This is a genomic window from Phenylobacterium sp. (genome assembly GCF_036677185.1).
GTDB lineage: Bacteria > Pseudomonadota > Alphaproteobacteria > Caulobacterales > Caulobacteraceae > Phenylobacterium.
This window is the reverse complement of the sequence record NZ_JAKFEN010000021.1, coordinates 1-24,742: the sequence shown is the minus strand read 5'-3', so window position 1 is coordinate 24,742 and position 24,742 is coordinate 1. Positions and strand designations below refer to the sequence as shown.

Sequence of the window (24,742 nt, the reverse complement as noted above, 5' to 3'; positions counted from 1 at the left end):
TGAAGCGCGCCTGACCCCCGCGTTCTCGAACGAGCTTCCCCCCGCATGAGCGATCAGACCGGCTCCCTGGAATCCGTGCGTGCGCCCGAGGCCGAGGCGTCCGCACCGGCTCCGGCCCGCCCGCCATTCTGGCGTCGCCGTTCCTGGCAGATCGCCGGTGGGGCCTTGCTCGCGGTCCTGGCCTTTGTGGTCTTCCTGGTCTGGTCGCTGCCGCTGGGCCGGGCCCTGGAGCCGCTGAAGAGCCCGACGCTGATCCTGGTCACCGCCGACGGCAAGGACTTCGCCCGGCGCGGCTCCTACAAGGAGGCGCCGGTCGACGTGACCAAGCTGCCGCACCATGTGGGCGCGGCCTTTGTCGCCATCGAGGACCGACGGTTCTACAACCACTTCGGTATCGATCTGCGGGCCATCGCCCGGGCGGTGCAGCGCAATTCCGAGGCCGGCGGCGTGCGCGAGGGCGCCTCGACCATCACCCAGCAGCTCGCCAAGAACGCCTTCCTGACCAACCAGCGCAGCTTCCGCCGAAAGGCCCAGGAGGCGCTGATCGCGCTCTATCTGGAGGCGCGGCTCTCCAAGGACGAGATCCTGTCGCGCTATCTCTCGGCGGTCTATTTCGGCGATGGGGTCTATGGCTTGCGCGCCGCGGCCCGGCACTATTTCGACAAGACCCCCGAAACCCTCAGCCTCGGCGAGTCGGCCATGCTGGCCGGGATGGTGAAGGCGCCGTCCAAGCTGGCGCCCACCGAGGACCTGCCCGCCGCCAGGGCGCGGGCGCGGATCGTGCTGGCCTCCATGGTCGAGGTGGGCGAGATCACGCCGGCCCAGGCCCGCCGGGCCCACGGCGTGCGGGTCCGTGAGGGCCGGGTGAAGCTGCCGGTGGGGTCCTATTTCGCAGACTGGGTCACCGCTCAGGCCCGGCGCGCCAACGAACGGGCCTTCGGCGAGGTGCGGGTGCAGACCACCCTCGATTCAGTCCTGCAGGATCGGGCGGAGAAGCTCCTGCGCCGAGCCATCGAGCGCAATGGCTGGGCGAACGTCACCCAGGGCGCGATCATCGCCATGCGGCCCGACGGCCGGGTGGTGGTGATGGTCGGGGGCCGCGATTATCAGCAGAGCCAGTTCAATCGCGCCGTCGACGCCATGCGCCAGCCAGGCTCAGCCTTCAAGCTGTTCGTCTACCAGGCGGCGATGCGCAGCGGCCTGACCCCCGACAGCATGATCCTCGACGCTCCGGTAGAGATCGGCGACTGGAAGCCGGAGAACCATGAGGGCCGCTACGCCGGTCACGAGGTGCGCCTGCGCAACGCCTTCGCCTCTTCATCGAACGTGGCGGCCGTCCGCCTGGCCCAGCAGGTCGGCCGCGGCGCGATCATCAAGGCGGCCCGCGACATGGGCGTCACGGCCAAGTTCCCCGACGACCTGACCCTGGCGCTGGGCACCGCGCCCATGAGCCTGATGGAGCTGACCGCCGGCTATGCGGCGGTCGCCAACGGATCCATGCCGGTGACGCCCTATGGCGTGATCCAGGCCGCCGAACCGGCCAGGACGCCGCTGCCCAAGAAAGAACGCGACGAACTGCTCGACCTGTTGCGCAACAGCGTGGTGTTCGGCACCGGAAACACGGCCAACATCTCGCAGTACGCCCACGGCAAGACCGGCACGACCCAGGACTATCGCGACGCCGTGTTCATCGGCTTCGTCGGCGACATGGTCGTGGCGGTGTGGTTCGGCAACGACGACAACAGCCCTATGAAGGGCGTCGCCGGCGGCGGCCTGCCGGCCCAGGTCTGGCGCGAGTTCATGGGCGAGGCCATGCGGCTGAAGACCGTGCGCGTGGCCGGCAAGGTGGTCGGCGGCTCGCCGGTTCGCGTGGTGGCGCCGGTCGACCTGGAGGCCCTGCCGGAGCTCGATGTGCCCAGCGTGGATGGTGAGCCTGGGATTGTCCCCGAAGCGCCAGCCGCGCCCGCGCAACCGGCGACCCCGGAACCGCCGACGCCCGAACAGCCGCCGTTCTAGAACCGGGCCAGAAGCGCGCTCAGCGCGGCCTCGTCCTCGAACACCGCCTTCACCGGCCAGGCGACCACGCGCTCACGCCAGGCCGGCGGCAGGCGCACCCAGTCCTTCTCGGTGGTGACCAGGCCGGCGCCGAACAGCGCTGCGCGGTCGGCCAGCATCTTCAGGCTGGCGGCGTCATAGGCGAAGTGATCGGGGAAGGGCACAAAGTCGGCCAGGTCGCAGCCGGCGGCCTTGAGCGCGGTCTCCACCTTCCACGGCATGCCGATGCCCGCGAAGCCGAGCTGCGGCCCGGGCGGGGGCGGGGCGGCGGGCTCCAGCCGGGCGATGAGCACCGGCTTGTTCCTGAACACGGCCAGCAGCTCCGGATCGGGCTCGGCCAGGTCGGAAGGCAGCATCAGCACCACGGCGTCGGCGCGGGCGAGGCCCTTGGCTAGGGGCTCGCGCAGGGGGCCGGACGGGAAGATCGAGCCGTCGCCCAGGGGCCAGGCGTCGTTCCGGGTCTCGCCGTCCACGACCACGATGGACAGCGTCTTCCTGAGGCTGGGGTTCTGGTGGCCGTCGTCCATCACCACCAAGCGGGCGCCGGCCGATCCGGCCGCCTTGGCTCCCTCGACCCGGTCGCGGGAAGTCCAGACCGGTGCGTCGCCCGCCAGCATCAGGGGCTCGTCCCCGACCTCGCGGGCGGTGTGGACGGCCGGATCGACCCGCACCGGGCCACTCAGCGAACCGCCATGGCCGCGCGACAGGGCGTGGGCGCCGGGCAGGCGGGCCAGCAGGGCGCGGACTACGGGGGTCTTGCCGGCCCCGCCGAGGGTCAGGTTGCCGACGCAGATCACCGGAACGCCCGGATCGACCGGGACCGTCCGCGCGATCCGCCGGGCGGTGACATAGGCCCAGATCCAGGAGACCGGCTTCAGCAGCAGGCGGCTGACCGGCGCCGGGGCGCCTCGGCGCACATACCACCAGCGGGGCGTGGCGAGCTTCATGCGGGCAGCAGGGGTTCGAGCAAGGCCAGGGCCTGGTCCAGGGCGCCCTGCTGGCGTTCGGCGTAGGCCAGGGCCGCCTCGCCGATTCGCGTGGCGATCAGGGGCTCGGTGAGCAGGCCGCGCAGGTGGCGGGCCAGGACGGCGCCGTCGGCGGCCTCGATGGCGGCCACTTCGTCGACCATCTCGCCATAGACCGTGGCGGCGTTGAAGGCGTGCGGGCCGGTGACGATGGGGCGTCCCAGCCGGGCCGGCTCCAGCGGATTATGGCCGCCGATCCCGGGCACGAAGCTGCCGCCCATCACCACCACGTCGGCCAGCCGGAAGAACAGGCCCATCTCGAACATGGTGTCGGCCACATAGGCGGTGGCGCCAGGGCCGATGGCCTCGCCCGCGCTGCGCCGGCTGACCGAGAGGCCCGCCGCGCTTAGGACCTCGGCGACCGCCGGCCCGCGCTCTACATGGCGCGGAGCGACGATCAGCAGGGCGCCGGCGGCGGCGTCGACCACCGCCCTGGCGATGATCTCGTCCTCACCGGGATGGGTGCTGGCGGCCAGGATGACCTTCCGCGCGCCGACTGCGGCGCGCAGCTCGGAGAGCCTGGCGGCGTCGACGGGCAGGGGTTCGCCGACCTGTTTGAGATTGAGCTGCGGACCCAGCCGCGCGCCCAGCCGGGCCAGTCGCGCGGCGGTTTCCGGCTCCTGCGGCAGGACCAGGTGGAAGGCGGTGAGCAAGGCCCTGGCCGCGCCGGGAAACCGGGCCCAGCCGTCGGCGCTGGCCTGGGTCATCCGGGCCGAGACCAGGGCGAGCCTGGCGCCGGACGCCTTAGCCCTGAGGATCAGGTTGGGCCAGAGTTCGCTCTCGACCGTCACCACCAGGGCGGGCCGCCAGTGGCGCAGGAACCGGCCCACGGCGCCGGGGGTGTCCACCGGGGCGTACTGGTGGATGACGCCCCCCGGCAGCCGTTCGGCCAGCAGCCGGGCGGCGGTGACGGTGCCCGAGGTGACCAACAGGACTAGGTCGGGCCTTCGCCGATGCAGGGCCTCGACCAGGGGCAGCAGCGAGACGCTCTCGCCGACGCTGACCCCGTGCAGCCAGACCAGCGGGCCGTCAGGACGGGCCAGGTCGGCATGACCGAGGCGTTCGGGGAGGCGGGCGGGGTCTTCCTTGCCGCTGGCCGCGCGCTGCTTGAGCACGACGCTCGCGAGCGGGCTCAAGACCCGGGTGAGCGCGCCGTAGAGCGCGAGCGAGAGGGGGGGCAAGGTGGGTCTAGACCGCGTGGGCGGCGGCGAGGCGGCAGGGCTCGGCGCAGCCGATCTCCACCTGCAGGGTGCAGTGGCCGATGCCAAACCTGTGGGCCAGGGCGTCGCAGGTGGCGTGCAGGAAGTCGTCGCCGTCGTCGTTCAACGGCCGGGTGAGGTGGGCGGTGAGCGCCGTCTCGGTGGTGCTCATGGCCCAGATGTGCAGGTCGTGGACCTCGGTCACGCCCGGCCGTGCGGTCAGCCAGAGGCGCACCGCCTCCACGTCGACGCCCTTGGGCGCGGCGTCCAGGGCCAGGTCGACGGAGTCGCGCAGCAGGCCCCAGGTGCCCAGCACGATCACCGCGGCGATCAGCAGGCTGAGCGCCGGGTCGATCCAGAGCAGGCCGGTGACCGCGATCAGGCCGGCGCCCACCACCACGGCCAGAGACACCCCGGCGTCGGCGGCCATGTGCAGGAAGGCGCCGCGGACGTTCAGGTCGTCGTGGCCCTTCATGAACATCAGGGCGGTGGCGGTGTTGATGACCACTCCGATGGCCGCGACGATCATCACGGGGGTTGCGGCGATGTCGGCGGGCTCGGCGAAGCGGCGCACGGCCTCCGAGGCGATGACCCCCACGGCCACGAGCAGCAGCACGGCGTTGGCCAGGGAGGCGAGGATGGTGGCCTTGCGCAGGCCGTAGGTGCGCCGCGCGGTGGGGGCGCTCTTGGCCAGCACCGTCGCGCCCCAGGCCAGCAGCAGGCTGAGCACGTCGGAGAGATTATGGCCGGCGTCGGCCAGCAGGGCGAGCGAGCCGGACCAGAGGCCCGCGCCGACCTCGGCCAGGACGAAGGCGAAGTTCAGGCCCACCCCGATGGCGAAGGCGCGACCGAAGTCCTTGGGCGCGTGGCTGTGGCCTCCATGGCCGTGGGCGTGACCGTGCGCGCCATGACTGTGGTCATGGCGATGGTGGTCGTGACCGTGGTGATGGCCTTGGCCCATGTCCCTATGTGTCACCGCGCGGCTTGCGGATCAACGTAGCCGACCAGGGCCTCGGCCCGGCGGGTGAGCTGCGAGAGCCTGGTGGACCAGTCGATCATCAGGGCGTCGATGGCGCCGTCGTCGGCGTCCGGCGGGACGTGGAGCGGCCCGTCCCAGACCACCGCGCCCCTGCCGAAAGGCCGGCCGATCATCGCCCGGTCCCAGCTTCCCGCCCTGGCGGCGGGCGAGACGGCGATGCCCATCATGAACACCGGGGCGCCGGTGCGCTTGGCGATCTGGGCCGCGCCGGGCGCCATGATCTCGTTGGGACCGCGCGGGCCGTCGGGGGTGACGATCAGCACCCCGCCGTCACCCACCAGCTTCATGGCTTCGCGGAAGGCCGCCACCACGGCGCGGGCCTTGGCGCTGTCGCCCTTCTTGGCCGAGGAGGCGCGGATGGACGGGAACCTGGCGTGGGCCATGGCCTGGGCGAAGAACTCGCCGTCGCCGGAGGGCGAGACCAGGCAGGCGCGGGGCTTCTTCCACCAGACCTTGGCCACGGCCAGGGCCACCGGGATGCGGCCGTGCCAGCACAGGGCCAGCGCCCCCTCGCCGGAGGCCAGCACCCCGTCGACACATTCGATGTTCTCGTGGCGCCAGCGCACCGTGCGGCGGACCAGCACCATGTAGGCATGCAGGATCCAGCCCAGCGCCACCTGGGTCGCCGGGTGGCGCAGCAGCTTCTTCACGCCGCGCTCTCCGCCTCGAGATCCTGGCTCTGGGCGAGGCGGGCATAGAGGCCGCGATCCTTGATCAGGCTGTCGTGGTCGCCTGTCTCCACCACCTTGCCCTTGTCGATGACATAGATGCGGTCGGCGCCGCGCACGGTCGACAGGCGGTGGGCGATCAGGATGGTGGTGCGGCCGGCCATCAGGCGGGCCAGAGCGACCTGCACCTGGGCCTCGCTCTCGGTGTCGAGCGCGCTGGTGGCCTCGTCCAGCAGCAGGATTGGGGCGTCCTTCAGGAAGGCCCGGGCGATGGCGATGCGCTGGCGCTGGCCGCCGGAAAGTCGCGCCCCGGCCTCGCCCACCAGGGTGTCGTAACCGTCCGGCAGGTCGCTGATGAAGTCATGGGCCGCCGCCGCCGAGGCGGCCGCCTCGATTTCGGCCTGCGTCGCGTCGGGGCGGGCGTAGGCGATATTGGCGCGGACGGTGTCGTCGAACAGGAAGGGCTCCTGGGTCACAAGGGCGATCTGGTCCCGCAGCGAGGCGAGCGTCACGTCGCGCACGTCGATCCCATCGATGCTCACCCGGCCCGCGGTGGCGTCGTAGAAGCGCGGGATGAGGTTGAGGATGGTGCTCTTGCCGCCACCGGAGGGGCCGACCAGGGCCACGGTTTCGCCCCGGCGGACCTCCAGGGTCACGTCGCGCAGGGCCGGCGGGCCGTCGACCGCGTAACTGAAGCCGACATCCGCGAAGCCGATGGTGGCCGCGCCGCGCGGAAGCGGCCGGGCGCCGGCCTGTTCGCGCACCTCGGGCTGGACGTCGAGAGCGGTGAACAGCCGCCGGGCGGCGGCCAGGCCCTCGGCCATAACGGTCTGCAGGTTGGCGAGTTGGCGCAGGGACTGGCTCGCGAGGCCCAGCGCCATGATGAAGGCCACGAAGGCCCCGACGTTCATCGCCCCGGTCTGCGAGCGCCAGCCGGCATAGGCGATGACCGCCGCCGTGATCAGGGTCATCAGGAGTTCGGTGGCCGGCGCGGCGCGGGCGCGGGCGTTGGCGCCCTTCACCAGATGCTTCTGGCGGCGCTGGACCACCTCGGCGACCCGGCCCTCCTCATAGTCCTCGCGGTTCTCGATCTTCACCACCCGCACGCCGTCGAGACTTTCCATGATGGCGGTGGACAGGGCCGAGGTCTCGGCCATGGCGCCCTTTGTGGCCTTGACCGTGCGCCGGGAGAACCGGCGCATGATGGTGCTGGCCAGGGGCGCGGCGACGATCAGCACGATGGAGAGCGCCGGGTCGTTGCTGGTCATGACGATAAAGGCGCCGACCAGGGTCAAGGCGTGCTGGGTGTAGTTGATCACGCCGGACGTGGCCGCTTCGCGGATCAGCCCGGCGTCGTAGAGCACAGAGGAGACGAAGGAGCCGGAATGCTCGCTGCGCAGCCGCGCCAGGTCGGCGCGCACCAGCTTGCCGAACAGCTGCACCTGGACCTGGCCCACCACCTCGTTGCCGATGCGGTTGACCTGGGTGGCCTGGATCACCTGGGCCAGGGCCCGGCCGATGGCCAGGGCGGCTATGGTCAGGGGGATGGTGACCAGGGCGCCAGGCTTGTGATTGACCAGCAGATCGTTGATCGCCGGCTCCATCATCTGGATCAGGGTGGCGCTGAGGTAGGCCACGGCCACGGCCGCCAGCATCGCCACGGTCCAGCCCTTCCAGCGCGGCGTCATGTAGACGCGCGCGATCCGGCCGATCACGGCGCGGGTGGGCAGCTCGGCGGCGGGCTCGCTCATCGCCCTTGGGGTCGGCTGTCGGGGCTCCGAAGTCAAGGGAGCCGAACGCCGCCGCGGGCGGCTCAGCGCGCCCGCTTGTCGCACTTGGGCAGAGTTTATCGGGCGTTAATAGCGCCGCGTGCAGCTTCGCCAACAGGCAAGGGACGCTCCGATGCAGACTCAACGGCAGGTCGACGGCGGACTGGCGGCCAGCGCGGCCACGACGTTCGACGCCCTGGCCTGGGAGATCGAACTGGCCGGCGCCCGCTGCATCTTCCTCGACAAGCTCATCGGCGACCTGATGCAGACCATGCCCGTCGAGGAGCGCACGCGACTCATGGAGGGCATGCATGCGGTCGACCTGCTGAGTCAGCACCTGACCGGCCTGTCGGCCTTCGCCCGCAAGGTCAGCGAGAACGTCTCGGAAGAGGTTCTGGTGCCGGTGCAGGCGGCGCTCGACGACATCACGCTGGGCGTCCTGGCCGACCGGATGTCAACGGCGTTCGGCGGCGAGGAAATGGGGATCAATCAAGGGGATGACGCCGGGGATCTCGACCTCTTCTAGGGTCCGAGAGCCTGGTCCACCCGTTCAGGAGGGGTGTCGCCGATGCAATTCGATACCCGCGGACTGAACATCATGATCGTCGACAACGATCGGACGGTTCTTGAGATGCTGCAGATCCGCCTCGAGGTCGCCGGCTACAACACCAGCACGGCCCGCACCGGGCGCGCCGCCCTGGAAACCATGCGCCATGCCCGGCCGGCGGCGCTGATTCTGGATATCAATGTCCCGGACGTCTCGGGTCTGGAGGTGCTTGCCGCCCTGACGCCGCCTGGATGCAAGCCGCCATTCCCGATCCTGGTGATGGGCCGCAAGCTGAGCGCCGAGGACGTGCAACGGGCGATCAACCGCGGCGCTCGCGATTGCATGGCCAAGCCGTTCAGCGGCGCTGACATCCTGGAGCGGGTGGCCCGCCTGCTTCGCCGGACAGGCGCGCCCCCCACCCCCGCCGCCCAGCCGGCCGCCTACATCTAGCCGGCGCGTTTGGCCGCGCTTTCGCTCGCGCCCTCCAACGCCTAGTTAGGGGCCATGAGCCAGGACATCGCCGCGCCCGGATTCGACCTCAGCACGCCCGCCGGGCGGCGGTCGGCCTATCTCGACTACCTCTGGAACGACCACGCCTATCTGCGGCTGAAATTCCAGAACGCCCATTGGATCAGCGACGAGCTGGTGCGCACCAACCAGCCCTGGCCCCACCAGCTGGCCGAGTGGAAGCGGCGCGGAATCAAGACCATCATCAACCTGCGCGGCGGGTTCGACGCCAGCTTCCACGCCCTGGAGAAGGACGCCTGCGAGCGCCTGGGTCTGACGATGGTCGACTTCACCATCACCTCGCGCGAGGTCCCGAGCCGCGCCAGGGTGTTGGGCGCCAAGGCGCTGTTCGAGAGCATCGAGTACCCGGCCCTGATGCACTGCAAGTCCGGCGCGGACCGGGCCGGCATCATGAGCGTCTTCTACAAGCACTTCCGCCAGGGCTTGCCGATCCGCCAGGCCCTGGAACAGCTCTCGCTCAAGTACCTGCACGTGAAGCAGGGCAAGACCGGCGTGCTGGACTACACCTTCGAGCGCTATCTCGCCGAGGGCGAGCCCAAGGGGCAGAGCTTCCTCGACTGGGTGGCGAGCGACGCCTACGACGAGGCTGGCATCAAGGCCGACTTCCGCAGCCAGATGTGGGGTCGCCTACTGACCGAGGGCCTGCTGAAGCGGGAGTAGGGCGCGGATCAGCGGAGCGCCGTTCAATGTCGGCGCTGAGAATTTCAGTATTCGTCGCCCTGATATTGGGTCGATGATGTCAATTCAAACGCGACGATCAGTCGGGGCCTTTGGATCGACCGGCGTCCCGACGCCCGACACGATATGCACGTCGGCAGCCTCCGTCCGTCGCTCCGTTACCCTCGCCACACCGGCGGCAGCCGGCAAACTTACGGTTATGGCCCCAATATTCCATTGGAAAGCCCCTACCGGACGCCATTGGACCCTGAACATCGAACCCCCGTCGGACGAGCGCTATATGTTCGATCATCTTATGGGTGTGTCGCTGCGCAATTCTTAACAAACGCTTGGACGCGATGCGATACTCTGACGCATCTAAGACGGCGCCGGAATTAGCTACCGAGGTGGGTCGGAATTCTACGAGTCTTCTATGGTGAAGGTTGAGACAACTGGTAGGCCGAGCGGCGCGCGAGCGCCGCTCGGCCCGCGCTGGTTTCGCCCGACGCTAGTGCCCGTGCGGCTCGTCGTCGTGCGGGTCGAGCAGCTTGTGGGCGTGGATGATGAAGTAGCGTATCAGGGCGTTGTCGACGGTGGACTGCGCCTTGGCGCGCCAGGCGGCGAGCGCCTCGGCGTGGCTGGCGTAGGCGCCCACCAGGTCGATCTTCGAGAGGTCGCGGAATTTTACGCCTTCGACCTCTTCGAGTTCGCCGCCGATGACGAGATGCAGGAGCTGTCTGTCGGGCATGGCCGGCTCATTTCCCAAAACGATTCAATTGCGGAGGGCGATATGCGAGACGCGCTCCAGGATCAATGGGGCGAGACGCGGCGCCGCGCAGACGAGGCTCGGCTGCGCCGGTTTCAGGCCATTATAGCTGAAGGGGCGGCCGTGATGGTCGCCGACGAAGGCGCCGGCCTCCCGGGCGATCAGGTCGGCGGCGGCCAGGTCCCAGTCGAATTTGGGAACCATGGCGATCGTGGAATCGAAGGCCCCTGAAGCGACAGCGCACATCCGGTAGGCGGTGGAGTTGCGCGCCTCGATGCGCATGTCGGGCCAGGGCGTGGGCCAGGCGGGGTGGGCGAACATCCGTGCGTCGCCGACCATGCCGCACCCCTCGACCTTGTCGCAGCTCGAGGCGTGGATCGAAAAGCCGTCGAGCCGCGCGCCGCGTCCGGCCATGGCCGTGTAGGTCTCGTCGAGTTGGGGGGCGTACACCACCCCGGCCAGGGGCAGGCGGTCCTCGACCACGGCGATGGAGACCACCCACCAGGGCCGGTCCTTGAGGAAAGAGCGGGTGCCGTCAATGGGATCGACCACGAACAGCCGGCGTTTGGAGAGACGGGCGGGGTCGTCGGCGGTCTCTTCCGACAGCCAGCCATAGTCCGGCCGGGCGGCCGAGAGGCGTTCCTTCAGCAGGGCGTCGCAGGCCAGGTCGGCGTTGGTGACCGGGGAATCGCCGGCCTTGTACTCGGTGACCAGGCCCTCGGCCCGTAGCCTGAGCGCCAGGGCGCCGGCCTCGTGCGCCGCCTCGGTGATCAGCGCCAGGTCGGCGGCGGCGACGGGCATCAGCGGCCGGCGATCGCCAGGCCGTCGACCAGGATCGAGGGCGAATTGGCCGAGCCGCGGATCTCCAGGTCGGAGCCGGGGATCAGGCGGGCATAGATGTCGATCAGGTTGCCCGCCACGGTGATCTCGGTGACCGGATAGGCCAGTTCCCCGTTCTCGAACCAGAAGCCCGCGCAGCCCACCGACCAGTCGCCGGTGTTGCCGTTCAGCGAGGGGCCGAACATCGAGGTGATGACCAGTCCGGTCTTGGCGTCGGCCATCAGGGCGGCCTGGTCCTTGGCGCCCGGACGCACCGTCAGGTTGGTGGTCGAGACGCCGGGCGGTCCGGCCAGGCCGCGCGAGGCGTGGCCCGTAGTCTCGAGGCCGAGCTGGCGGGCGGAGGACGAATTCATCAGCCAGGTGGTCAGCACCCCGTCGTCGATCAGGCTGCGGGCCTGGTTGGCCACGCCCTCGTCGTCGAAGGGCGAGGAGCCGAGACCGCGGCGGACATGCGGGTCGTCGACGATGTTGACGCCCTTGGCGAACACCGCCTGGCCCAGCCTGTCCTTGAGGAACGAGGTGCCGCGGGCGATGGACGGCCCGGAGATCGCGCCGATCAGCGGGCCGATGAGCGAAGTGGCCAGGCGGTTCTCGAAGATCACCGGGGCGGTGGTCGAATCGATCTTGCGCGCGCCCAGCCGGGCGACGGCGCGGCGGGCGGCCTCGGCTCCGATGGTCGCGGGGGCCGGCAGGTCGGCGCGCCAGCGCGTGGAGCGGCCGTCATAGCCGCTCTCCATGGTCTCGCCCTCACCGGCGACCACGGAGGCCCCGACGGAGAAGGTCGAGGCGCTGTAGAGGCCGGAAAAGCCGCCGGAAGTCACAAGCCGCCACTGGCTGGAGGAGGTGGAGGCCGAGCCGCCTTCGGAATTGGTCACACCAGGATTGGCGCGGGCGGCGTCCTCGGCGGCGCGGGCGATGTCCTCAAGCGACTCCGGGCTGGGTTCCTCGCTGTCATAGAGGTCGAGGTCCAGGAAAGGGCCCTGGGCTAAGCGATCCCTCGGCGCGAGGCCGGCATAGGGGTCCTCCGGGGCGAGCCGCGCCATGGCCACGGCGCGCTCCACCAGCTTGGCGCGGGCGTCCTTGGAGATGTCGGAGCCGGAGACCGTGGCCTGCCGCTGTCCGACGAAGACCCTCAGGCCAAGGTCGCGGGATTCCTCACGCTCCACCTCTTCAAGTTCGCCGAGGCGCACATTGATGCCCAGGGCGCGGCGCTCGGCGCCCACGGCTTCGGCTGCATCGGCCCCGGCTTTGCGCGCGGCGGCCACGACATCGGCTAACAGGCTCTCATCCATTCCGGCCATATGGCGGGATGCGGCGCCTTGGGCAAGCTGAAGCGGGTGCTAGATGATCGCGTTGAACAGCAGGGCGACGCTGGCGAACACGTAGGCCAGCCAGGTCATGGTCATGCCGATGGTCCGGGCGAAGGAGGCGCCGCCGCTGCGCGACAGGCCGATGGCGTGCAGCACCCGCCCCACGAACAGCACGAAGCCGGTCACATGGATGGCCAGGGGCGCGGCGTCGACGATGGCCAGGACCGCGATCCCGATCAGGGCCGGCGGGATGTATTCCGTGGCGTTGCCGAAGGCGCGGATGGCCTGGGCCAGCTCCGGCACGCCTTCATCTCCGAGAGCGACCTTGTGACGCTGGCGCTGGCGCACGACCAGCAGCGAAAGCACCAGCAGCAGGATGAGATGCAGCCCGGTCCACAGCGCTGCCGCATGGCCCGAAGAGACGGCGTCCATGTGTGATGTTCCTCTATCGCCCCACGCGATGGCGCGCAGTTGTGCGCGTAACGACGCCAAGGGCAAGAGGTCGGGTAGCCGACCTTAGTCCGGCAGGCCCAGCCGCGCCCATTTCGCGGTCACCGCCGCGACGGTGGCCTCGTCCATGCCCAGCTTCTCGCCCCACTCGCGCTTGGTCTCGGGCGGCCATTTGTTGGTGGCGTCCAGGCCGATCTTCGAGCCCAGCCCGCTCTCCGGGGAGGCGAAGTCGAGATAGTCGATGGGGGTGCCTTCCACGAGGGTGATGTCGCGGGCCGGGTCCATGCGGGTGGAGAGCGCCCACATGACGTCCTTCCAGTCGCGGGCGTCGATGTCGTCGTCCACGACGATCACCCACTTGGTGTACATGAACTGTCGCAGATAGCTCCAGACGCCCATCATCACGCGCTTGGCGTGGCCCGGATAGGCCTTCTTCATGGAGACCACGGCGATCCGGTAGGAGCAGCCCTCGGGCGGCAGCCAGAAATCGACGATCTCCGGGAACTGCTGGCGCAGCAGGGGAATGAACACCTCGTTCAGGGCCTCGCCCAGAACGCTGGGCTCGTCCGGCGGCCGGCCGGTGAAGGTGGTGAGGTAGATCGGGTCCTTGCGCATGGTGATGGCGCTGACCTTGAACACCGGGAACTGTTCGACCGAGTTGTAGTAGCCCGTGTGGTCGCCGTAGGGGCCCTCGTCGGCGTACTCGTCCAGCATGACGTGGCCCTCGATGACGATCTCGGCCTGGGCCGGGACCATCAGCGGCACCGTCTTGGCGGCGACCAGGTCCACCTTGGCCCCGCGCATCAGCCCGGCGAACTGGTACTCCGACAGGGTTTCCGGCACCGGGGTCACGGCGGCTAGGATGGTCCCCGGATCGGCGCCGATCACCGCGCAGGCGGGCAGGGCGTCGGGTTTGCCGGCCGCTTTCCAGCGGCGATGGTGCTGGGCGCCCCCACGATGGGCCAGCCAGCGCATGATGGTCTTGTCCTTGCCGATCACCTGCATGCGGTAGATGCCGAGGTTGTAGTCGTCCTCGCGCTCGTCCGACGGGCCCTTGGTCACCACCAGCGGCCAGGTGATCAGCGGGGCGGGCTCGCCTGGCCAGCAGGTCTGGATCGGCAGCTTGGAGAGGTCGATCTGGTCGCCCATCCAGACCACCTCTTGCACGGGGGCCTTCTTCACCGTCGCCGGCCGCATGGACATCACGGTCTTGGCGAGCGGCAGCATGTCCCAGGCGTCCTTCAGGCCACGGGGCGGCTCCGGCGCGCGCAGGAAGGCCAGCAGTTCGCCGACCTCGCGCAGGTCGGCGGCCGTGGTCCGTTCGCGGCCGTCCAGGGTCACGCCCATGGCCACCCGCTTCACGGTCCCGAACAGGTTCACCAGGCAGGGCATGGAGGAGCGTTCGCCATCGGCGCGGATGACGTTCTCGAAAATCACCGCCGGACCACCCTTAGCCAGCAGCCGGCGGTGGATCTCGGTCATTTCTAGAACAGAGGAGACGGGCTCGGAGACGCGCACCAGCTCCCCGGCCGCCTCCAGCTTGGCGATGAACTCCCGCAAGGACCGATAGGCCATGTCGTCTCCTGAACTCGGGCCGGAAGCTAGGGCGCGGGCGGGCTGGTGTCACGCCCGAGGGTTCCGTAACATCGCCGGGCCATGAAGCGCATCGATCTCGACGACCTGCCGCCCAAGCTCGCCCAGCTCCTTGCGAGCGTCGAGGAGGGCGAGGAACTGCTGTTGGTCCAGAACGGCGGCGTCGCCGGCCGCCTCACCGGCGGGACCCCCGTCGCTGAGACGCCGGCCGATCCGGAAGAACCCACGAACGAGCGCGCGGCGGAAGTGTTCGAGAATTTCCGCGCGGCCATGGAAGATGAGTTTTAGGGGCGGCTCAAACAGTACCCGGGGTCTTGAGCTGGCCGATCAGTCCGCCTGGGCCGCGTCGAACGCCTTCACCGCCTTCTTCGGCGCGAGCCTGCGCCAGCGGCGGTCGAGGAAGTTGCGGAACGATCCCGGGTGCAGGCTCTCGATGCGGGCCAGCACGCTGGGATAGTCCTTGTAGTGGGGCGTGATGTGGAAGGTGGCGGGCTCGGCCTCCATCAGCATCTCGCGTTCGTCATAGCTGACGTCCAGTAGGACCACGCTCTGGTCCTCCCGCCGCAGCCGGGTGAAGAACTTGCCGTAGACCTTGAACGAAGGCTGACCGTAGGAAGAGCCTTCCTCCGCGCCGGGGAAAGACAGGGCGATCTCACGCACGTCGTCTGGAGTCATGGTCGCACGCCTACTTGGTCGGTGAATCCACCTTGCGCCCCTCGGCAGAGGCGTCAATCAGGATCGCAACGCCGCGGTCTTCAACCAGGATCGCAGGCGCGGAAGGGGACCCCGCCTTGCCGGGAACCGCGCGTCTCCGTATGATTGGGGCAGGGGATAGACATGCGCAGGATGGACATCTTGGCGGCTTCGGCCGGGCTGATCGCCTGCCTGGCCATCGGCAGGCCGACCCTGCCGTCGGCTGACGAGCTGGCGGCGGAGACCTGGCTGCTGGAACTGGGCATGGAGGGCGCCCTCACCGAATTGAGCGGCTCCTTCGAGGCCTGCTACGCCGCGGCCCTGCCCAAGGCGGGTGAGGCCGATGCGCGCGCGCGTATGGTGCTGGCCTCCACCTGTTACGGCGACGCCTCTACCCTCGTTGCATAGGTCGGCAGGATAACGGACGGGGCGATCGAGGTCTCGGAGCCGGTGTGGCTGCGCGCCGAGGCGGCGGGCGGCGCATGGCCGGGGGCTCTCCATCGGCCCGCTCACCACCAAGCTCACCTATCAGCCCGAGGGCCGCGAGATGCTGGCGATGGCCGGCGGCTGGGCGTTGGGCGGGCCGGCCCGCATTTAAATGCTCAACCGTTGCGTTTGCGTGTGCGACATGCATTGAGCGATCCGGTCGATTTGGACGCGCGAAATCAAAGAAGGTGCGCCTTCAGTCAATGCGGCGCTGCTCGACTGTTAGGTAGCTGGGACTTTCAACGGCGACGATCGGCGGACCTCAAGCGGCTCCCCGAAGGCATAAGGCGCAGCTACTCAAACACGCCTTGAAGGCCAGTGACCAAGACAAGATTGCCCGGGCGCGAAAGGCTTTTGACGGTTAGCCTTCCGACCAGACCGCCAGCTCATTGCCGCTGGGATCGCGGAAGTGGAACCGCCGCCCGCCGGGGAAGCTGAAGATCGGTTTGACGATCACGCCGCCGGCTGCGATCACCTTGGCTTCCATGGCTTCCAGATCGTGGGCGAACAGCACCACCAGGGGCTTGGTGAGCTGGGACGCCGCGTCGGCGTCGAAGCCGCCGTCCAGGCCCTCGCTATAGGCCGCGTAGGACGGGCCATAGTCGGTGAAGCTCCAGCCGAAAGCCTGGGCGTAGAAGGCCTTGGTGGCCACGAGGTCTCCGCCGTGCATCTCCACATAGTCGATCTTGCCGTCTTCGCGCATTCCGGTCTCCATATGGATGTTCTGTATTTGTTCCAGGCTAGCGGCTCAGGCCGGGAGAGTCCAGACGGCGGTTTTCTTGATCTCGAAGTCCTCCAGTTCGCGGGTGGTCTCGACCTGGTATTCGGCCAGCTTCTCCAGCCCGACCTTGGGGAAATAACTGCGCCCGGGATCGCCGATCAGCACCCGCACCCCGCGTACGTGGGCGGCGGCCAGCCAGTCCATGACCTTGGCGGCCAAGGGCTTCTCGTAGCAGATGTCGCCGGCCAGGATGACGTCGGCCTGGGGCGCCGGGGCGTCCAGCAGGTCGAGGCCGGTATAGCCGACCACGACCCCGTTGGCCTTGGCGTTCAGGTCCAGGGCCGCGCCGCAGAAGTCGTCGATATCGGCGGCCAGCACCTCGAACGCCCCAGCCTTCATGGCGGCGATGGCGACGATCCCCGAGCCCGAGGCGAAGTCGATCACCCGCTTGCCGGCCACCTCTTCCGGGTTGTCGAGGATGTAGCGCGCCAGGGCCTGGCCGCCCGCCCAGGCGAAGGCCCAGAACGGTGGCGGCAGGCCGATCTCGGCCAGGGCCTCCTCGGTCATCTTCCAGATCGGGGTGATCTCGTCGGCCAGGTGCAGGATGATCTCCGGCGTATGCGGAGGCTGCTGCAGCCGGGTGTTCTGCAGGATGAAGGCCTGGCGGCCCTCGATGGAGGGATCGATCATCCCGCCATCTAGCATGGCGGCCGCTGGACTCTAGGCCGGCTTCGACGACGCCAGACTAAGCACCTTCAGATAGCCGCCCGGCTCGACCAGCATGCGCTGCGTCACGCCCTTGCGCGCCAGGATCCTGTGGGCGCGGGGCAGGCTGTAGCAGGGCAGGTGCATGAACATGTGATGTTCGCAGTGGTAGTTCACGTAGTAGGGCGCGATCAGCAGGCGCTCGATCAGGCCGGCCTTGGTGGTCCGGGCCTGGCGCATGGGGTCGGGCTCGTTCTCGTCGATGCAGGCGTGCTCGGCGATGTTCCGCAGGCGGGTGACCAGCGGATACCAGGTGGCTTGGGGCAGCACCCACAGGACCGGCCACACCCACCACAGGCCGAAGGGCGCGGCGACCGCGGTGACGATGGCGCCGGAGGCCAGCCAGCGGCCATGGCGGGGAATCTCCGCGGCGAGGATCGGCAGCAGGGGATCGCCGGCCTTGCGAGCCTTGAGCTTCTTCACGAAGCCGCCGAACCGGGCCTTGAAGAACGTCTGGCCGGTGAGGTCGCGGACGATCTTGCGCCGCAGGGACTGCCGGGTGATCGGGAACGGCGCCGAGAGCGTCAGGTCGGGGTCTTCCGACTGCTGGGCGAAGCGGTGGTGGGTCAGGTGGTAGGGCCGATAGGTGCGCACCCCGCCGCCGGTGAGCCACTCGCTGAGCCAGTCATTGACCTTGAGGTTCTTGTGCAGGGCGCCGTGGGCGGCGTCGTGCATGAGTATGGCCAGGCCCAACTGCCGCGCCCCGATGATCATCACCGCCAGGGGCAGGGTGAAGGGCCAGACCACGACCATGACCCCGGCCGCGAATATGGTCGCCCAGGCGTGGGCGATCATGGCCAGGCCCTTCCACGACGAACGGTGCGACATCGGCGCCCATTCCTCGGCGGTGAAGAAGTCCTTCGGGTCGAGGCGGGCGGCGGCGGCCATCAGGCGTGTGCTCCGGCAATGTGGGAGTGGCCCAGCAGGGCCAGCATCTCGTCGACGGCGGCAGGCCCGGTGACATCGGTCGCGCCGTCGCGCAGGGCCACGCCCAGGGCCAGGGTCCAGAAGCGCCGCGCGGTAGTCGCCGGGTCGTCCCGACCCGACCAGCCGCGCTGCTGGCGCACCTCGGCATAGGCGCGGTCGCCCTGGCCGTGCAGGCGATCGAAGGTGCGCTCGATCAGCGGGGCCAGATCCTGCCGCCGCCGGGTGAGCGACAGGGCGTCCACGAAGAGGGCCAGTCCCGGCGATCCGATCACGGTCTCGACCAGGCTGCGATTGTAGTCCGAACCGGTGACGGCGGACGCTGCGGCTAGCTCGGCCTGGCGCGCCACATAGAGCACCTCGCGGCAGGCGGCCTCGACGAACAGCGCCTCCTTGGTCCGGAAGTAATAGGTGACCTGACTGGGGAAGGCTCCGGCCGCGGCGGCGATCTCGGCCACCGACACCCCGGCCAGACCCCGCGCCTTGAACAACTCCACCGCCGCGTCGAGCAGCCTAGAGCGCATGCGCTTGCCAGGCTCGCGGAGGCCACGCTGTTCGGCCAGGGACAGGACGTTCGGCATGGCTTATTTGTATGCCATACAAGTTCTTTCGTCAAGGCGGGGCCTAGGCGTTGCGGGCCGTCAGTCCGCCGTCCACGGGGATCACCGCGCCGGTGATGTAGGAGGCGGCGGGCAGGCAGAGGCTGACGGTGACGTGGGCCACCTCCTCGGGCTCGCCGTAGCGGCCCATGGCGGTGCGGCGCTTGGCGAAGGTGTCCTTGGCCTCGTCGGCTATGGCGGCGGTCATGCCGGTGCGGATCGGACCGGGGCAGACGCAGTTGACGGTGATCCCCTCGCGGCCCAGCTCCACGGCGAGCGCGCGGGTCAGGCCCACCACCCCGGCCTTGGCCGCGGCATAGGGACTGTCGCGGGACGTGGCGCCCAGGGCCTCGGTGGAGGCGATGTTGACGATGCGCGGCGCCGTCGACTTGCGAAGGTGGGGCAGGGCCGCGCGCACCACCCGCTGGTGGGCGGTGAGCAGGATCGAGAGCGAGCGGGCCCAGACGGCCTCGTAGTCGTCGCTGTCGATGGGCGAGAAGCCCGAGACCCCGGCGTTGTTCACCACCACGTCCAGCCCGCCCAGGCGCTGGGCGATCTGCTCGACGACGGCGGCGATCTCGGTGGCGTCGGAGACGTCCAGCTTCCACGGATGGACGGCGAGGCCTTCGCCGGCCAGGGCGTCGGCCGCCGCCTCGGCCAAGGCGGCGGTATAGTCGGTGAGCGCCACCTCCGCCCCCTCCTGGGCGAAGATCCGGGCGGTGGCCAGGCCCATGCCGCCGGCCGCGCCGGTGACGAGGACGCGGGAGCCCCGCAGCGAACGTCCGGGCGCGCTCACAGGCTGAGCCCCCCGTCGACGATCAGGGTCTGGCCGACCACGTAGCTCGCCAGCGGCGAGGCCAGGAACAGGGCCGCCCCGGCCATGTCGCTGGGTTCTCCCATTCGGCCCATGGGGATGCGGTTCAGAGCTCCACGCAATCGGTCGGGATGCTCGGTGGTGACCTTGGTCAGCTTGGTGTCGACCAGGCCCGGCGCCAGGCCGTTCACCCGGACGCCGTCGCCGGCCCAGGCCTGGCCGAGGGTCTTGGTCAGGCTGACGGCGCCGGCCTTGGAGGCGGCGTAAGCCGGGTTGCCGCGGTTGGCCTGGTAACCGGAGACGGAGCTGACGATGATGATCGAGCCGCGCGCCTTGGCCAGCGTGTCGTGGAACTTCATGGCGCAGGCCATCAGGCTGTCGAGATTCACCGCCATGACCTTGTCCCAGCCCTCCGGCCCGAACTCGCCGCGCTTGTAGACGACCGTCCCCTGGCAGAGGACCAGGATGTCGAGGGGGTCGATGGGGGCGGCGGCCTCGATCTCCGCGCGGTTCCCCACATCGACCTTGGCGTAGGCCAGGCCGCCCAGGTCCGAGCCGTCCGCGGGATCATAGTCCGCCGCAGCGGCCCGCGTGCCCCAGACATGGACCTTGGCGCCACGCTCTCGGAAGCCGTGGGCGATCCCGTTGCCGATGCCGCTGGACCCGCCGACCACAAGCGCCGTCTTGCCGCCAAAATCGAGGTCGCTCATGCGCCTGGCCTCCCGTTTGCGCGATCCTCCCTCGCGTGGAAAAGGCCGACAAGCGTGACCCCACGGCAGGTCCGGATGTTGACGTAACTGATTGACGTTCACGTAAGGGGAAGGGCAGACTTCACTCTCGACGGGCGAGACAGCCCGCGAGATCCCAGGGAGGACAGAATGACCGCCAAGCTTCGCCGCCCGGCGATGACCTTCACCATCACCCAGCTCTGCCGCGAGTTCGGCGCCACCGCGCGCGCCCTGCGATACTACGAGGACCAGGGCCTGCTCGCCCCTGCCCGCCAGGGCATGGCGCGGGTCTACTCGTACCGCGACCGCGCCCGCCTGCAGATCATTCTCAACGGCAAGCGGGTCGGCCTGTCGCTGGCCGAGATCCGCGACATCCTGAGCCTCTACGGCCAGGGGGACGGGGAGGTGGCCCAGAACGCGCTGGCCCTGCGCAAATTCCGCGAGCGGATCGTGGCCTTCGAGCGCCAGCGCCAGGAGATCGACGACGCCATCGACGAACTGCGCCGCGCCAGCGCCCGGATGGAGCAGCGCCTGGCCGAGCAGCACGGAGATCGCCAGGTCGCCTAGAGCTTCTCTCAGATCCTCCCCCAGCGCGCAGCGCGATTTGGGGGGGTGGCTCGTCGCCTCTTGGCGGCGAGACGGAGGGGGTTGAAGCGCGCGAAAGCGAGTCAAAGTCCCCCTCAGTCACCTGCGGTGACAGCTCCCCCAGGAGGGGAGCATTTGGTGAGGATGGCCTAGAGGCCGAGCGGCCCCCGCCACACTCCGGCGACCAGGGCCAGGAACAGCAACAGCCCGGCCAGGCTGTTGGACTTGAATAGCGAGAGCGCCAGCGCCGGATCGGCCACGTCCAGCCGGGCGGCCTGGCGCGACAGGTGCATGCCGAAGAGCGCCAGCGGCGGCAGGGCGAGCGGGCCGAGGCCCGCGATCCAGCCAGCCGCGAGCGCCAGGGCGAAACTCGCCACATAGAAGCCCAGCACCGCCTTGGGCGCGGCGCCGCCCAGCCGCAGGGCGGAGGACTTCACCCCGGCCAGGGCGTCGTCCTCCAGGTCCTGGACGGCGTAGATGGTGTCGTAGCCCAGGGTCCAGAACACGCCCGAGACGTAGAGCAGGGCGGCCGGCCAGCCGAGCGCTCCGGTCACCGCTGCGTACCCCATCAGGGCGCCCCAGTTGAAGGTCAGGCCCAGCCAGGCCTGCGGCCACCAGGTGATCCGCTTCATGAACGGATAGGCCGCCACCAGGGCCAGAGATCCGACGCCCAGGGCCACGGCCAGCGGTGGGAGGGTAAGCAGGATAGCCAGGGACACCAGGCCGCAGGCCGCCACGAAGCTCCAGGCCTGCCTGACGCTGATCTGGCCCGAGGGGATCGGCCGGCCGGCGGTGCGCGCCACCTTGGCGTCGATGTCGCGGTCGACCATGTCGTTATAGGCGCAGCCCGCCGCCCGCATGAGGGCTGCGCCGATCAGGAACTTCATCAACAGCCACGGATCGGGCCAATGACCGGCCTGGGCGGTCGCCAGGGCGATCCCCTGCCAGCCCGGCAGCATCAGCAGCCAGATCCCGGTCGGCCGATCGAACCGCCCGAGCTTCAGCCAGGGCTGCAGGCGCCGCGGCGCGTGGCGGTCGACCCAGTTGCTGGGCGCGGCGTCGGGGAGGGGGGCGGCCATGCGCTCAGCCTCTACCAGAACCACGTCGGCCTTCCAGTCGCTGTTGCAGCCCGGCCACGAGGATCAGCGACCTGCCGGCGACACCAAAGAACGCGGGTCGGTCGGATTGACAGCGGGAATCGAGGCGCGCAGGGTCAGCATCGTCGTCCAGCCCCGCAGCGCCTGAAACAGGGAGGTGATCAGCGTGACAGCATTCAATCATCGCCCGCAGACGCCGTTCGTCGCTGTGTCCGCCCTTAAGCGGAACCGCGATTAACTCGCGACCGGGCCCCCAGCCGGGGCCGCTCTGCACCGCATCGCCAGCCTTCCGCGCGTAGACAAACGCGTTCGCCGGCGCTCCTCGATTCCACGGATTCCCTGGCCCAGATTTGGCGCGGAGTCCGTCCGACTCAAGAGACGACATGCCTATCACCGAACCCATCTCGGTCCGTCCCAACGCCCCCGTTCCCAACCGCTACGGGGCGATGTGCACGGAGATCTACGACCTGGACAAACCGCCCGGCTCCCTGCCCGACGTGCCCTTCTATCTCGACCGCCTGGCCGGGACGCAGGGACCGATCCTGGAGGCCGCGGTCGGAACCGGACGCCTGCTGATCCCGCTGCTCGAGGCGGGTCTGGAGGTGAAGGGCTTCGACCAGTCGCCGGACATGCTGGAGAGCTGCCGCCGCCACTGCGCGGCGCGCGGCCTCTCGGCCGACCTGCGGCAGGCCCGTTTCCAGGACTTCGCCTACGACCACGCCTTCTCCGCGGTCCTCGTGCCGGTTGGGACCTTCACTCTGATCGACGACTTCGCCGAGGGCCTGGCCGTGCTGAAGCGGTTCCACGACCACCTGGCGCCCGGAGGCCGGCTGCTCATCGACCTCATGCCGATGGGCTACCTGACCAACGAGAAGCCCGACATCCGCACCTGGACCGCCGCCAACGGCGACATGCTGCGGATCGAGGGCCGGGCCGTGGAGATCGACCTGGTCCGTCAGCGGCGCGTCACCCACGACCGCTACGAGCGGTGGCGGAACGGGCGGCTGGTGGAGTCGGAGCTGGAGGTCATGGCCTTCCGCATCTGGGGGCTCGCCGAGTTCCAGTTGGCGCTCGCGGCCGCGGGCTTCGACCAGATCACGGTCGGCGCCGACCATCAGCCCGGACGGCCGCCAGGACGCTCGAGCCGAATACTCAACTTCGAGGCCCGCCGACCCGCTGCCTAGCGGGGCGCGGCAAGCGGCGCCGGGGTCCGTGCTCCCCCACGGATCCCGGCGCCCAGCCTCGGACTTTCAAATCACCCCGGCCCGGCCGGGAAATTCAGAAGTGCGTCATGACCGATTTTCTCGACGACGATGAGGACGCCAACCGTCCCCGAGTCCTGACCAACACCCAGGTGTTGGGCTTCATCGTCCGCCACTGGCTGGCCGAGCCTGGCAAGTTCGCCCTGATCGTCGGCTTCATGCTGGCGGCCACCGCCGCCGACCTGGCGATCCCCTGGGCCACCCGGGCCTTGATCAACGCCGTCTCCGCGCCGGAGAAGGTGACGCAGGCCGCTTGGGCGGCCTGGGCCTCGCTGTCAGGCCTCTATCTGCTGTTCTACCTGATGCGCTCGTCGCTGTTCCGCGCGGCCAACGGCTTCTACGCGCGGATCATGGCCCGCATCGTCAATGACGGCTTCAAGCGGGTGCAGGCCTTCTCCGCCGACTGGCACGCCTCGAACTTCGCCGGCGCCACCGTGCGGCGGGTCAGCCGGGCCATGTGGGGCTATGACAGCGCCTCGGACGCCCTGCTGATGATGCTGTTCCCGACCCTGATCGTCCTGGGTGGGTTGGCCATCTCGCTCGGCCTGCAGTGGCCCTGGGCTGGCGCCTTCGTGGCGGTGATGGTCGTGGCCTTCGGGGCCTACAACATCCTGATGTCGGTGCACTACATCCGGCCGGTAAACCTGGTGTCGACGGCGCTGGACTCCAGGATCGGCGCGACCTTGGCCGACGCCGTGGGCGCCAATCCGGTGGTCAAGAGCTTCGGCGCCGAGGACCGCGAGGAGGCCCGCTTCGGCCGCACGGTCGAGGCCTGGCGCGCGGCGGTGAACAAGACCTGGGACCGGTTCAACAATGTGGGCCTGGGCCAGAACCTGTTCCTGATCGTGCTGCAGGCGGGCCTGACGGCCTTCCTGGTCGACGCCTGGGCCAAGGGAAACGCGACCCCCGGGGACGTGGCCTTCGCCATCACCTCGTTCATCGTCATGGCCGGCTACATGCGCAACTTCAGCGAGATCACCCGCATGCTGCAGAAGGGCCTGGACGACACCCTGGACGTGGCCACCTACATGGTCACCGAGCCGCAGCTGGCCGACGCGCCGGACGCCATGACCTTCCGCGGCGAGCTGGGGGAGATGGTCTTCGACCGCGTCACCTTCGGCTACGCCAACCAGCCGCGTCCGCTCTATGACGGCTTCACCCTGGTGGTGGCGCCCGGCGAGCGGGTGGCCCTGGTGGGTCCGACGGGGGCCGGCAAGTCGACCTTCGTCAAGCTGATCCAGCGGCTCTACGACGTGCAGGGCGGTCGGATCCTGATCGACGGCCAGGACATAGCCAAGGTCAGCCAGGGTTCCCTGCGGCGCGCCATCGCCGTGGTGCCGCAGGACCCGGCCCTGTTCCACCGCTCGATCGCCGAGAACATCGGCTACGCCCGACCCGACGCCACCCACGAGGAGATCGTGCTGGCCGCAAAACGGGCCCGCGCCCACGAGTTCATCGCCCGCCTACCGGGCGGCTACGAGACGCCGGTGGGCGAACGCGGGGTGAAGCTGTCGGGCGGCGAGCGCCAGCGGGTGGCCATCGCCCGGGCCTTCCTGGCTGATGCTCCGATCCTGGTTCTGGACGAGGCCACATCCTCGCTGGACGTGGAGACCGAGCGCCAG

At 69.5% G+C, this 24,742-nt stretch carries 27 protein-coding genes; 9 read left to right on the top strand and 18 right to left on the bottom strand.

Annotated elements, in window-relative coordinates; genetic code table 11:
- Nucleotides 1-45 precede the first annotated feature (45 nt).
- Nucleotides 46-2,016 (top strand): transglycosylase domain-containing protein, encoded by a 1,971-nt coding sequence (locus tag V6M51_RS12135; protein WP_332767490.1) that lies wholly within the window; start codon nucleotides 46-48, stop codon nucleotides 2,014-2,016.
- Here V6M51_RS12135 and lpxK read toward each other — a convergent pair.
- The 5 genes from lpxK to V6M51_RS12110 are packed head-to-tail and all read right to left on the bottom strand — an operon-like array spanning nucleotide 2,013 to nucleotide 7,737.
- On the bottom strand, nucleotides 2,013-3,002 hold the full coding sequence (lpxK, locus tag V6M51_RS12130) for a tetraacyldisaccharide 4'-kinase (RefSeq protein WP_332767489.1): 990 nt from the start codon (nucleotides 3,000-3,002) through the stop codon (nucleotides 2,013-2,015). The genes V6M51_RS12135 and lpxK overlap by 4 nt on opposite strands.
- Nucleotides 2,999-4,261, bottom strand: coding sequence for a 3-deoxy-D-manno-octulosonic acid transferase (locus V6M51_RS12125; RefSeq protein ID WP_332767488.1), 1,263 nt, complete (start codon nucleotides 4,259-4,261; stop codon nucleotides 2,999-3,001). The genes lpxK and V6M51_RS12125 overlap by 4 nt, the downstream gene beginning before the upstream one ends.
- Nucleotides 4,262-4,268: 7 nt before the next feature.
- The gene (locus tag V6M51_RS12120) at nucleotides 4,269-5,240 is read right to left on the bottom strand and encodes a cation diffusion facilitator family transporter (protein ID WP_332767486.1); all 972 of its coding nucleotides are present in this window, start codon (nucleotides 5,238-5,240) and stop codon (nucleotides 4,269-4,271) included.
- Between the two features lie 11 nt (nucleotides 5,241-5,251).
- Nucleotides 5,252-5,968, bottom strand: coding sequence for a lysophospholipid acyltransferase family protein (locus tag V6M51_RS12115; RefSeq protein ID WP_332767484.1), 717 nt, complete (start codon nucleotides 5,966-5,968; stop codon nucleotides 5,252-5,254).
- Nucleotides 5,965-7,737: an ABC transporter ATP-binding protein gene (locus tag V6M51_RS12110; RefSeq protein ID WP_332767482.1), complete on the bottom strand. Its 1,773-nt coding sequence runs from the start codon at nucleotides 7,735-7,737 to the stop codon at nucleotides 5,965-5,967. The genes V6M51_RS12115 and V6M51_RS12110 overlap by 4 nt, the downstream gene beginning before the upstream one ends.
- A gap of 151 nt (nucleotides 7,738-7,888) precedes the next feature.
- On the opposite strand from V6M51_RS12110, the gene V6M51_RS12105 reads away from it, so the two are divergent.
- The 3 genes from V6M51_RS12105 to V6M51_RS12095 are packed head-to-tail and all read left to right on the top strand — an operon-like array spanning nucleotide 7,889 to nucleotide 9,490.
- Complete coding sequence (locus tag V6M51_RS12105; RefSeq protein ID WP_332767480.1) at nucleotides 7,889-8,281, top strand: hypothetical protein; 393 nt, start codon at nucleotides 7,889-7,891, stop codon at nucleotides 8,279-8,281.
- 42 nt (nucleotides 8,282-8,323) lie between these two features.
- A complete protein-coding gene (locus V6M51_RS12100) occupies nucleotides 8,324-8,752 on the top strand; it encodes a response regulator transcription factor (protein WP_332767478.1) in 429 nt (142 codons plus the stop codon).
- 54 nt (nucleotides 8,753-8,806) lie between these two features.
- Complete coding sequence (locus V6M51_RS12095; RefSeq protein ID WP_332767476.1) at nucleotides 8,807-9,490, top strand: fused DSP-PTPase phosphatase/NAD kinase-like protein; 684 nt, start codon at nucleotides 8,807-8,809, stop codon at nucleotides 9,488-9,490.
- A 505-nt stretch (nucleotides 9,491-9,995) separates the two neighbouring features.
- On the opposite strand, the gene V6M51_RS12090 is transcribed toward V6M51_RS12095, so the two are convergent.
- The 5 genes from V6M51_RS12090 to V6M51_RS12070 form a co-directional block, all read right to left on the bottom strand.
- Nucleotides 9,996-10,235 carry a DUF4170 domain-containing protein gene (locus tag V6M51_RS12090; protein WP_332767475.1) on the bottom strand — a complete coding sequence of 80 codons (240 nt, stop codon included), beginning with the start codon at nucleotides 10,233-10,235 and terminating at the stop codon, nucleotides 9,996-9,998.
- Nucleotides 10,236-10,259: 24 nt separating this feature from the next.
- Nucleotides 10,260-11,054 (bottom strand): 3'(2'),5'-bisphosphate nucleotidase CysQ, encoded by a 795-nt coding sequence (locus tag V6M51_RS12085; RefSeq protein WP_332767473.1) that lies wholly within the window; start codon nucleotides 11,052-11,054, stop codon nucleotides 10,260-10,262.
- Nucleotides 11,054-12,385 (bottom strand): TldD/PmbA family protein, encoded by a 1,332-nt coding sequence (locus V6M51_RS12080; protein WP_332767893.1) that lies wholly within the window; start codon nucleotides 12,383-12,385, stop codon nucleotides 11,054-11,056. The genes V6M51_RS12085 and V6M51_RS12080 overlap by 1 nt, the downstream gene beginning before the upstream one ends.
- Before the next feature lie 48 nt (nucleotides 12,386-12,433).
- A complete protein-coding gene (locus tag V6M51_RS12075) occupies nucleotides 12,434-12,835 on the bottom strand; it encodes an MAPEG family protein (RefSeq protein ID WP_332767471.1) in 402 nt (133 codons plus the stop codon).
- Between the two features lie 84 nt (nucleotides 12,836-12,919).
- Complete coding sequence (locus V6M51_RS12070; RefSeq protein ID WP_332767469.1) at nucleotides 12,920-14,428, bottom strand: UbiD family decarboxylase; 1,509 nt, start codon at nucleotides 14,426-14,428, stop codon at nucleotides 12,920-12,922.
- 81 nt (nucleotides 14,429-14,509) lie between these two features.
- Here V6M51_RS12070 and V6M51_RS12065 point away from each other — a divergent pair, with 81 nt between their 5' ends.
- Nucleotides 14,510-14,734: a hypothetical protein gene (locus V6M51_RS12065; protein ID WP_332767467.1), complete on the top strand. Its 225-nt coding sequence runs from the start codon at nucleotides 14,510-14,512 to the stop codon at nucleotides 14,732-14,734.
- 39 nt (nucleotides 14,735-14,773) lie between these two features.
- Here V6M51_RS12065 and V6M51_RS12060 read toward each other — a convergent pair whose 3' ends face one another.
- Nucleotides 14,774-15,121, bottom strand: coding sequence for an MmcQ/YjbR family DNA-binding protein (locus V6M51_RS12060; protein WP_332767465.1), 348 nt, complete (start codon nucleotides 15,119-15,121; stop codon nucleotides 14,774-14,776).
- A gap of 162 nt (nucleotides 15,122-15,283) precedes the next feature.
- Between V6M51_RS12060 and V6M51_RS12055 the strand changes: the two genes are divergently transcribed.
- Entirely contained in the window at nucleotides 15,284-15,547 is a 264-nt protein-coding gene (locus V6M51_RS12055) for a hypothetical protein (protein ID WP_332767463.1), read from the top strand.
- A gap of 439 nt (nucleotides 15,548-15,986) precedes the next feature.
- Here the strand turns inward: V6M51_RS12055 and V6M51_RS12050 are convergent, their stop codons facing one another.
- Genes V6M51_RS12050 through V6M51_RS12025 form a run of 6 tightly spaced genes read right to left on the bottom strand, consistent with a single transcriptional unit; the run spans nucleotide 15,987 to nucleotide 20,158 of the window.
- A complete protein-coding gene (locus V6M51_RS12050; RefSeq protein ID WP_332767461.1) occupies nucleotides 15,987-16,328 on the bottom strand; it encodes a VOC family protein in 342 nt (113 codons plus the stop codon).
- Nucleotides 16,329-16,373: 45 nt separating this feature from the next.
- Nucleotides 16,374-17,036: a class I SAM-dependent methyltransferase gene (locus V6M51_RS12045; RefSeq protein WP_332767460.1), complete on the bottom strand. Its 663-nt coding sequence runs from the start codon at nucleotides 17,034-17,036 to the stop codon at nucleotides 16,374-16,376.
- 30 nt (nucleotides 17,037-17,066) lie between these two features.
- Entirely contained in the window at nucleotides 17,067-17,999 is a 933-nt protein-coding gene (locus V6M51_RS12040) for a fatty acid desaturase family protein (protein WP_332767459.1), read from the bottom strand.
- Nucleotides 17,999-18,616, bottom strand: coding sequence for a TetR/AcrR family transcriptional regulator C-terminal domain-containing protein (locus tag V6M51_RS12035; RefSeq protein WP_332767458.1), 618 nt, complete (start codon nucleotides 18,614-18,616; stop codon nucleotides 17,999-18,001). Before V6M51_RS12035 ends, V6M51_RS12040 begins: the two co-directional genes overlap by 1 nt.
- Before the next feature lie 43 nt (nucleotides 18,617-18,659).
- Nucleotides 18,660-19,430, bottom strand: coding sequence for an SDR family NAD(P)-dependent oxidoreductase (locus V6M51_RS12030; protein WP_332767456.1), 771 nt, complete (start codon nucleotides 19,428-19,430; stop codon nucleotides 18,660-18,662).
- A complete protein-coding gene (locus V6M51_RS12025; protein WP_332767454.1) occupies nucleotides 19,427-20,158 on the bottom strand; it encodes an SDR family NAD(P)-dependent oxidoreductase in 732 nt (243 codons plus the stop codon). Before V6M51_RS12025 ends, V6M51_RS12030 begins: the two co-directional genes overlap by 4 nt.
- A 168-nt stretch (nucleotides 20,159-20,326) precedes the next feature.
- Between V6M51_RS12025 and V6M51_RS12020 the strand changes: the two genes are divergently transcribed.
- The gene (locus V6M51_RS12020) at nucleotides 20,327-20,743 is read left to right on the top strand and encodes a MerR family transcriptional regulator (RefSeq protein ID WP_332767452.1); all 417 of its coding nucleotides are present in this window, start codon (nucleotides 20,327-20,329) and stop codon (nucleotides 20,741-20,743) included.
- Between the two features lie 167 nt (nucleotides 20,744-20,910).
- On the opposite strand, the gene ubiA is transcribed toward V6M51_RS12020, so the two are convergent.
- Complete coding sequence (gene ubiA / locus V6M51_RS12015) at nucleotides 20,911-21,840, bottom strand: 4-hydroxybenzoate octaprenyltransferase (protein ID WP_332767450.1); 930 nt, start codon at nucleotides 21,838-21,840, stop codon at nucleotides 20,911-20,913.
- Between the two features lie 401 nt (nucleotides 21,841-22,241).
- On the opposite strand from ubiA, the gene V6M51_RS12010 reads away from it, so the two are divergent.
- Together V6M51_RS12010 and V6M51_RS12005 are read left to right on the top strand one after the other, a co-directional pair.
- The gene (locus V6M51_RS12010) at nucleotides 22,242-23,042 is read left to right on the top strand and encodes a class I SAM-dependent methyltransferase (RefSeq protein WP_332767448.1); all 801 of its coding nucleotides are present in this window, start codon (nucleotides 22,242-22,244) and stop codon (nucleotides 23,040-23,042) included.
- A gap of 107 nt (nucleotides 23,043-23,149) precedes the next feature.
- Nucleotides 23,150-24,742 (top strand): ABC transporter ATP-binding protein (locus V6M51_RS12005; protein WP_332767446.1); only part of this gene is annotated, 1,593 nt, incomplete at its 3' end.

Coding starts and splice junctions, on each gene's coding strand:
- V6M51_RS12010 (WP_332767448.1), top strand. CDS start 22,242: ATGCCTATCACCGAACCCATCTCGGTCCGTCCCAACGCCCCCGTTCCC.
- V6M51_RS12100 (WP_332767478.1), top strand. CDS start 8,324: ATGCAATTCGATACCCGCGGACTGAACATCATGATCGTCGACAACGAT.
- V6M51_RS12060 (WP_332767465.1), bottom strand. CDS start 15,121: ATGACTCCAGACGACGTGCGTGAGATCGCCCTGTCTTTCCCCGGCGCG.
- lpxK (WP_332767489.1), bottom strand. CDS start 3,002: ATGAAGCTCGCCACGCCCCGCTGGTGGTATGTGCGCCGAGGCGCCCCG.
- V6M51_RS12050 (WP_332767461.1), bottom strand. CDS start 16,328: ATGCGCGAAGACGGCAAGATCGACTATGTGGAGATGCACGGCGGAGAC.
- V6M51_RS12070 (WP_332767469.1), bottom strand. CDS start 14,428: ATGGCCTATCGGTCCTTGCGGGAGTTCATCGCCAAGCTGGAGGCGGCC.
- V6M51_RS12110 (WP_332767482.1), bottom strand. CDS start 7,737: ATGAGCGAGCCCGCCGCCGAGCTGCCCACCCGCGCCGTGATCGGCCGG.
- V6M51_RS12045 (WP_332767460.1), bottom strand. CDS start 17,036: ATGATCGATCCCTCCATCGAGGGCCGCCAGGCCTTCATCCTGCAGAAC.
- V6M51_RS12095 (WP_332767476.1), top strand. CDS start 8,807: ATGAGCCAGGACATCGCCGCGCCCGGATTCGACCTCAGCACGCCCGCC.
- V6M51_RS12035 (WP_332767458.1), bottom strand. CDS start 18,616: ATGCCGAACGTCCTGTCCCTGGCCGAACAGCGTGGCCTCCGCGAGCCT.
- V6M51_RS12105 (WP_332767480.1), top strand. CDS start 7,889: ATGCAGACTCAACGGCAGGTCGACGGCGGACTGGCGGCCAGCGCGGCC.
- V6M51_RS12120 (WP_332767486.1), bottom strand. CDS start 5,240: ATGGGCCAAGGCCATCACCACGGTCACGACCACCATCGCCATGACCAC.
- V6M51_RS12025 (WP_332767454.1), bottom strand. CDS start 20,158: ATGAGCGACCTCGATTTTGGCGGCAAGACGGCGCTTGTGGTCGGCGGG.
- V6M51_RS12085 (WP_332767473.1), bottom strand. CDS start 11,054: ATGCCCGTCGCCGCCGCCGACCTGGCGCTGATCACCGAGGCGGCGCAC.
- V6M51_RS12080 (WP_332767893.1), bottom strand. CDS start 12,385: ATGGATGAGAGCCTGTTAGCCGATGTCGTGGCCGCCGCGCGCAAAGCC.
- V6M51_RS12020 (WP_332767452.1), top strand. CDS start 20,327: ATGACCGCCAAGCTTCGCCGCCCGGCGATGACCTTCACCATCACCCAG.
- V6M51_RS12135 (WP_332767490.1), top strand. CDS start 46: ATGAGCGATCAGACCGGCTCCCTGGAATCCGTGCGTGCGCCCGAGGCC.
- ubiA (WP_332767450.1), bottom strand. CDS start 21,840: ATGGCCGCCCCCCTCCCCGACGCCGCGCCCAGCAACTGGGTCGACCGC.
- V6M51_RS12065 (WP_332767467.1), top strand. CDS start 14,510: ATGAAGCGCATCGATCTCGACGACCTGCCGCCCAAGCTCGCCCAGCTC.
- V6M51_RS12090 (WP_332767475.1), bottom strand. CDS start 10,235: ATGCCCGACAGACAGCTCCTGCATCTCGTCATCGGCGGCGAACTCGAA.
- V6M51_RS12075 (WP_332767471.1), bottom strand. CDS start 12,835: ATGGACGCCGTCTCTTCGGGCCATGCGGCAGCGCTGTGGACCGGGCTG.
- V6M51_RS12040 (WP_332767459.1), bottom strand. CDS start 17,999: ATGGCCGCCGCCGCCCGCCTCGACCCGAAGGACTTCTTCACCGCCGAG.
- V6M51_RS12055 (WP_332767463.1), top strand. CDS start 15,284: ATGCGCAGGATGGACATCTTGGCGGCTTCGGCCGGGCTGATCGCCTGC.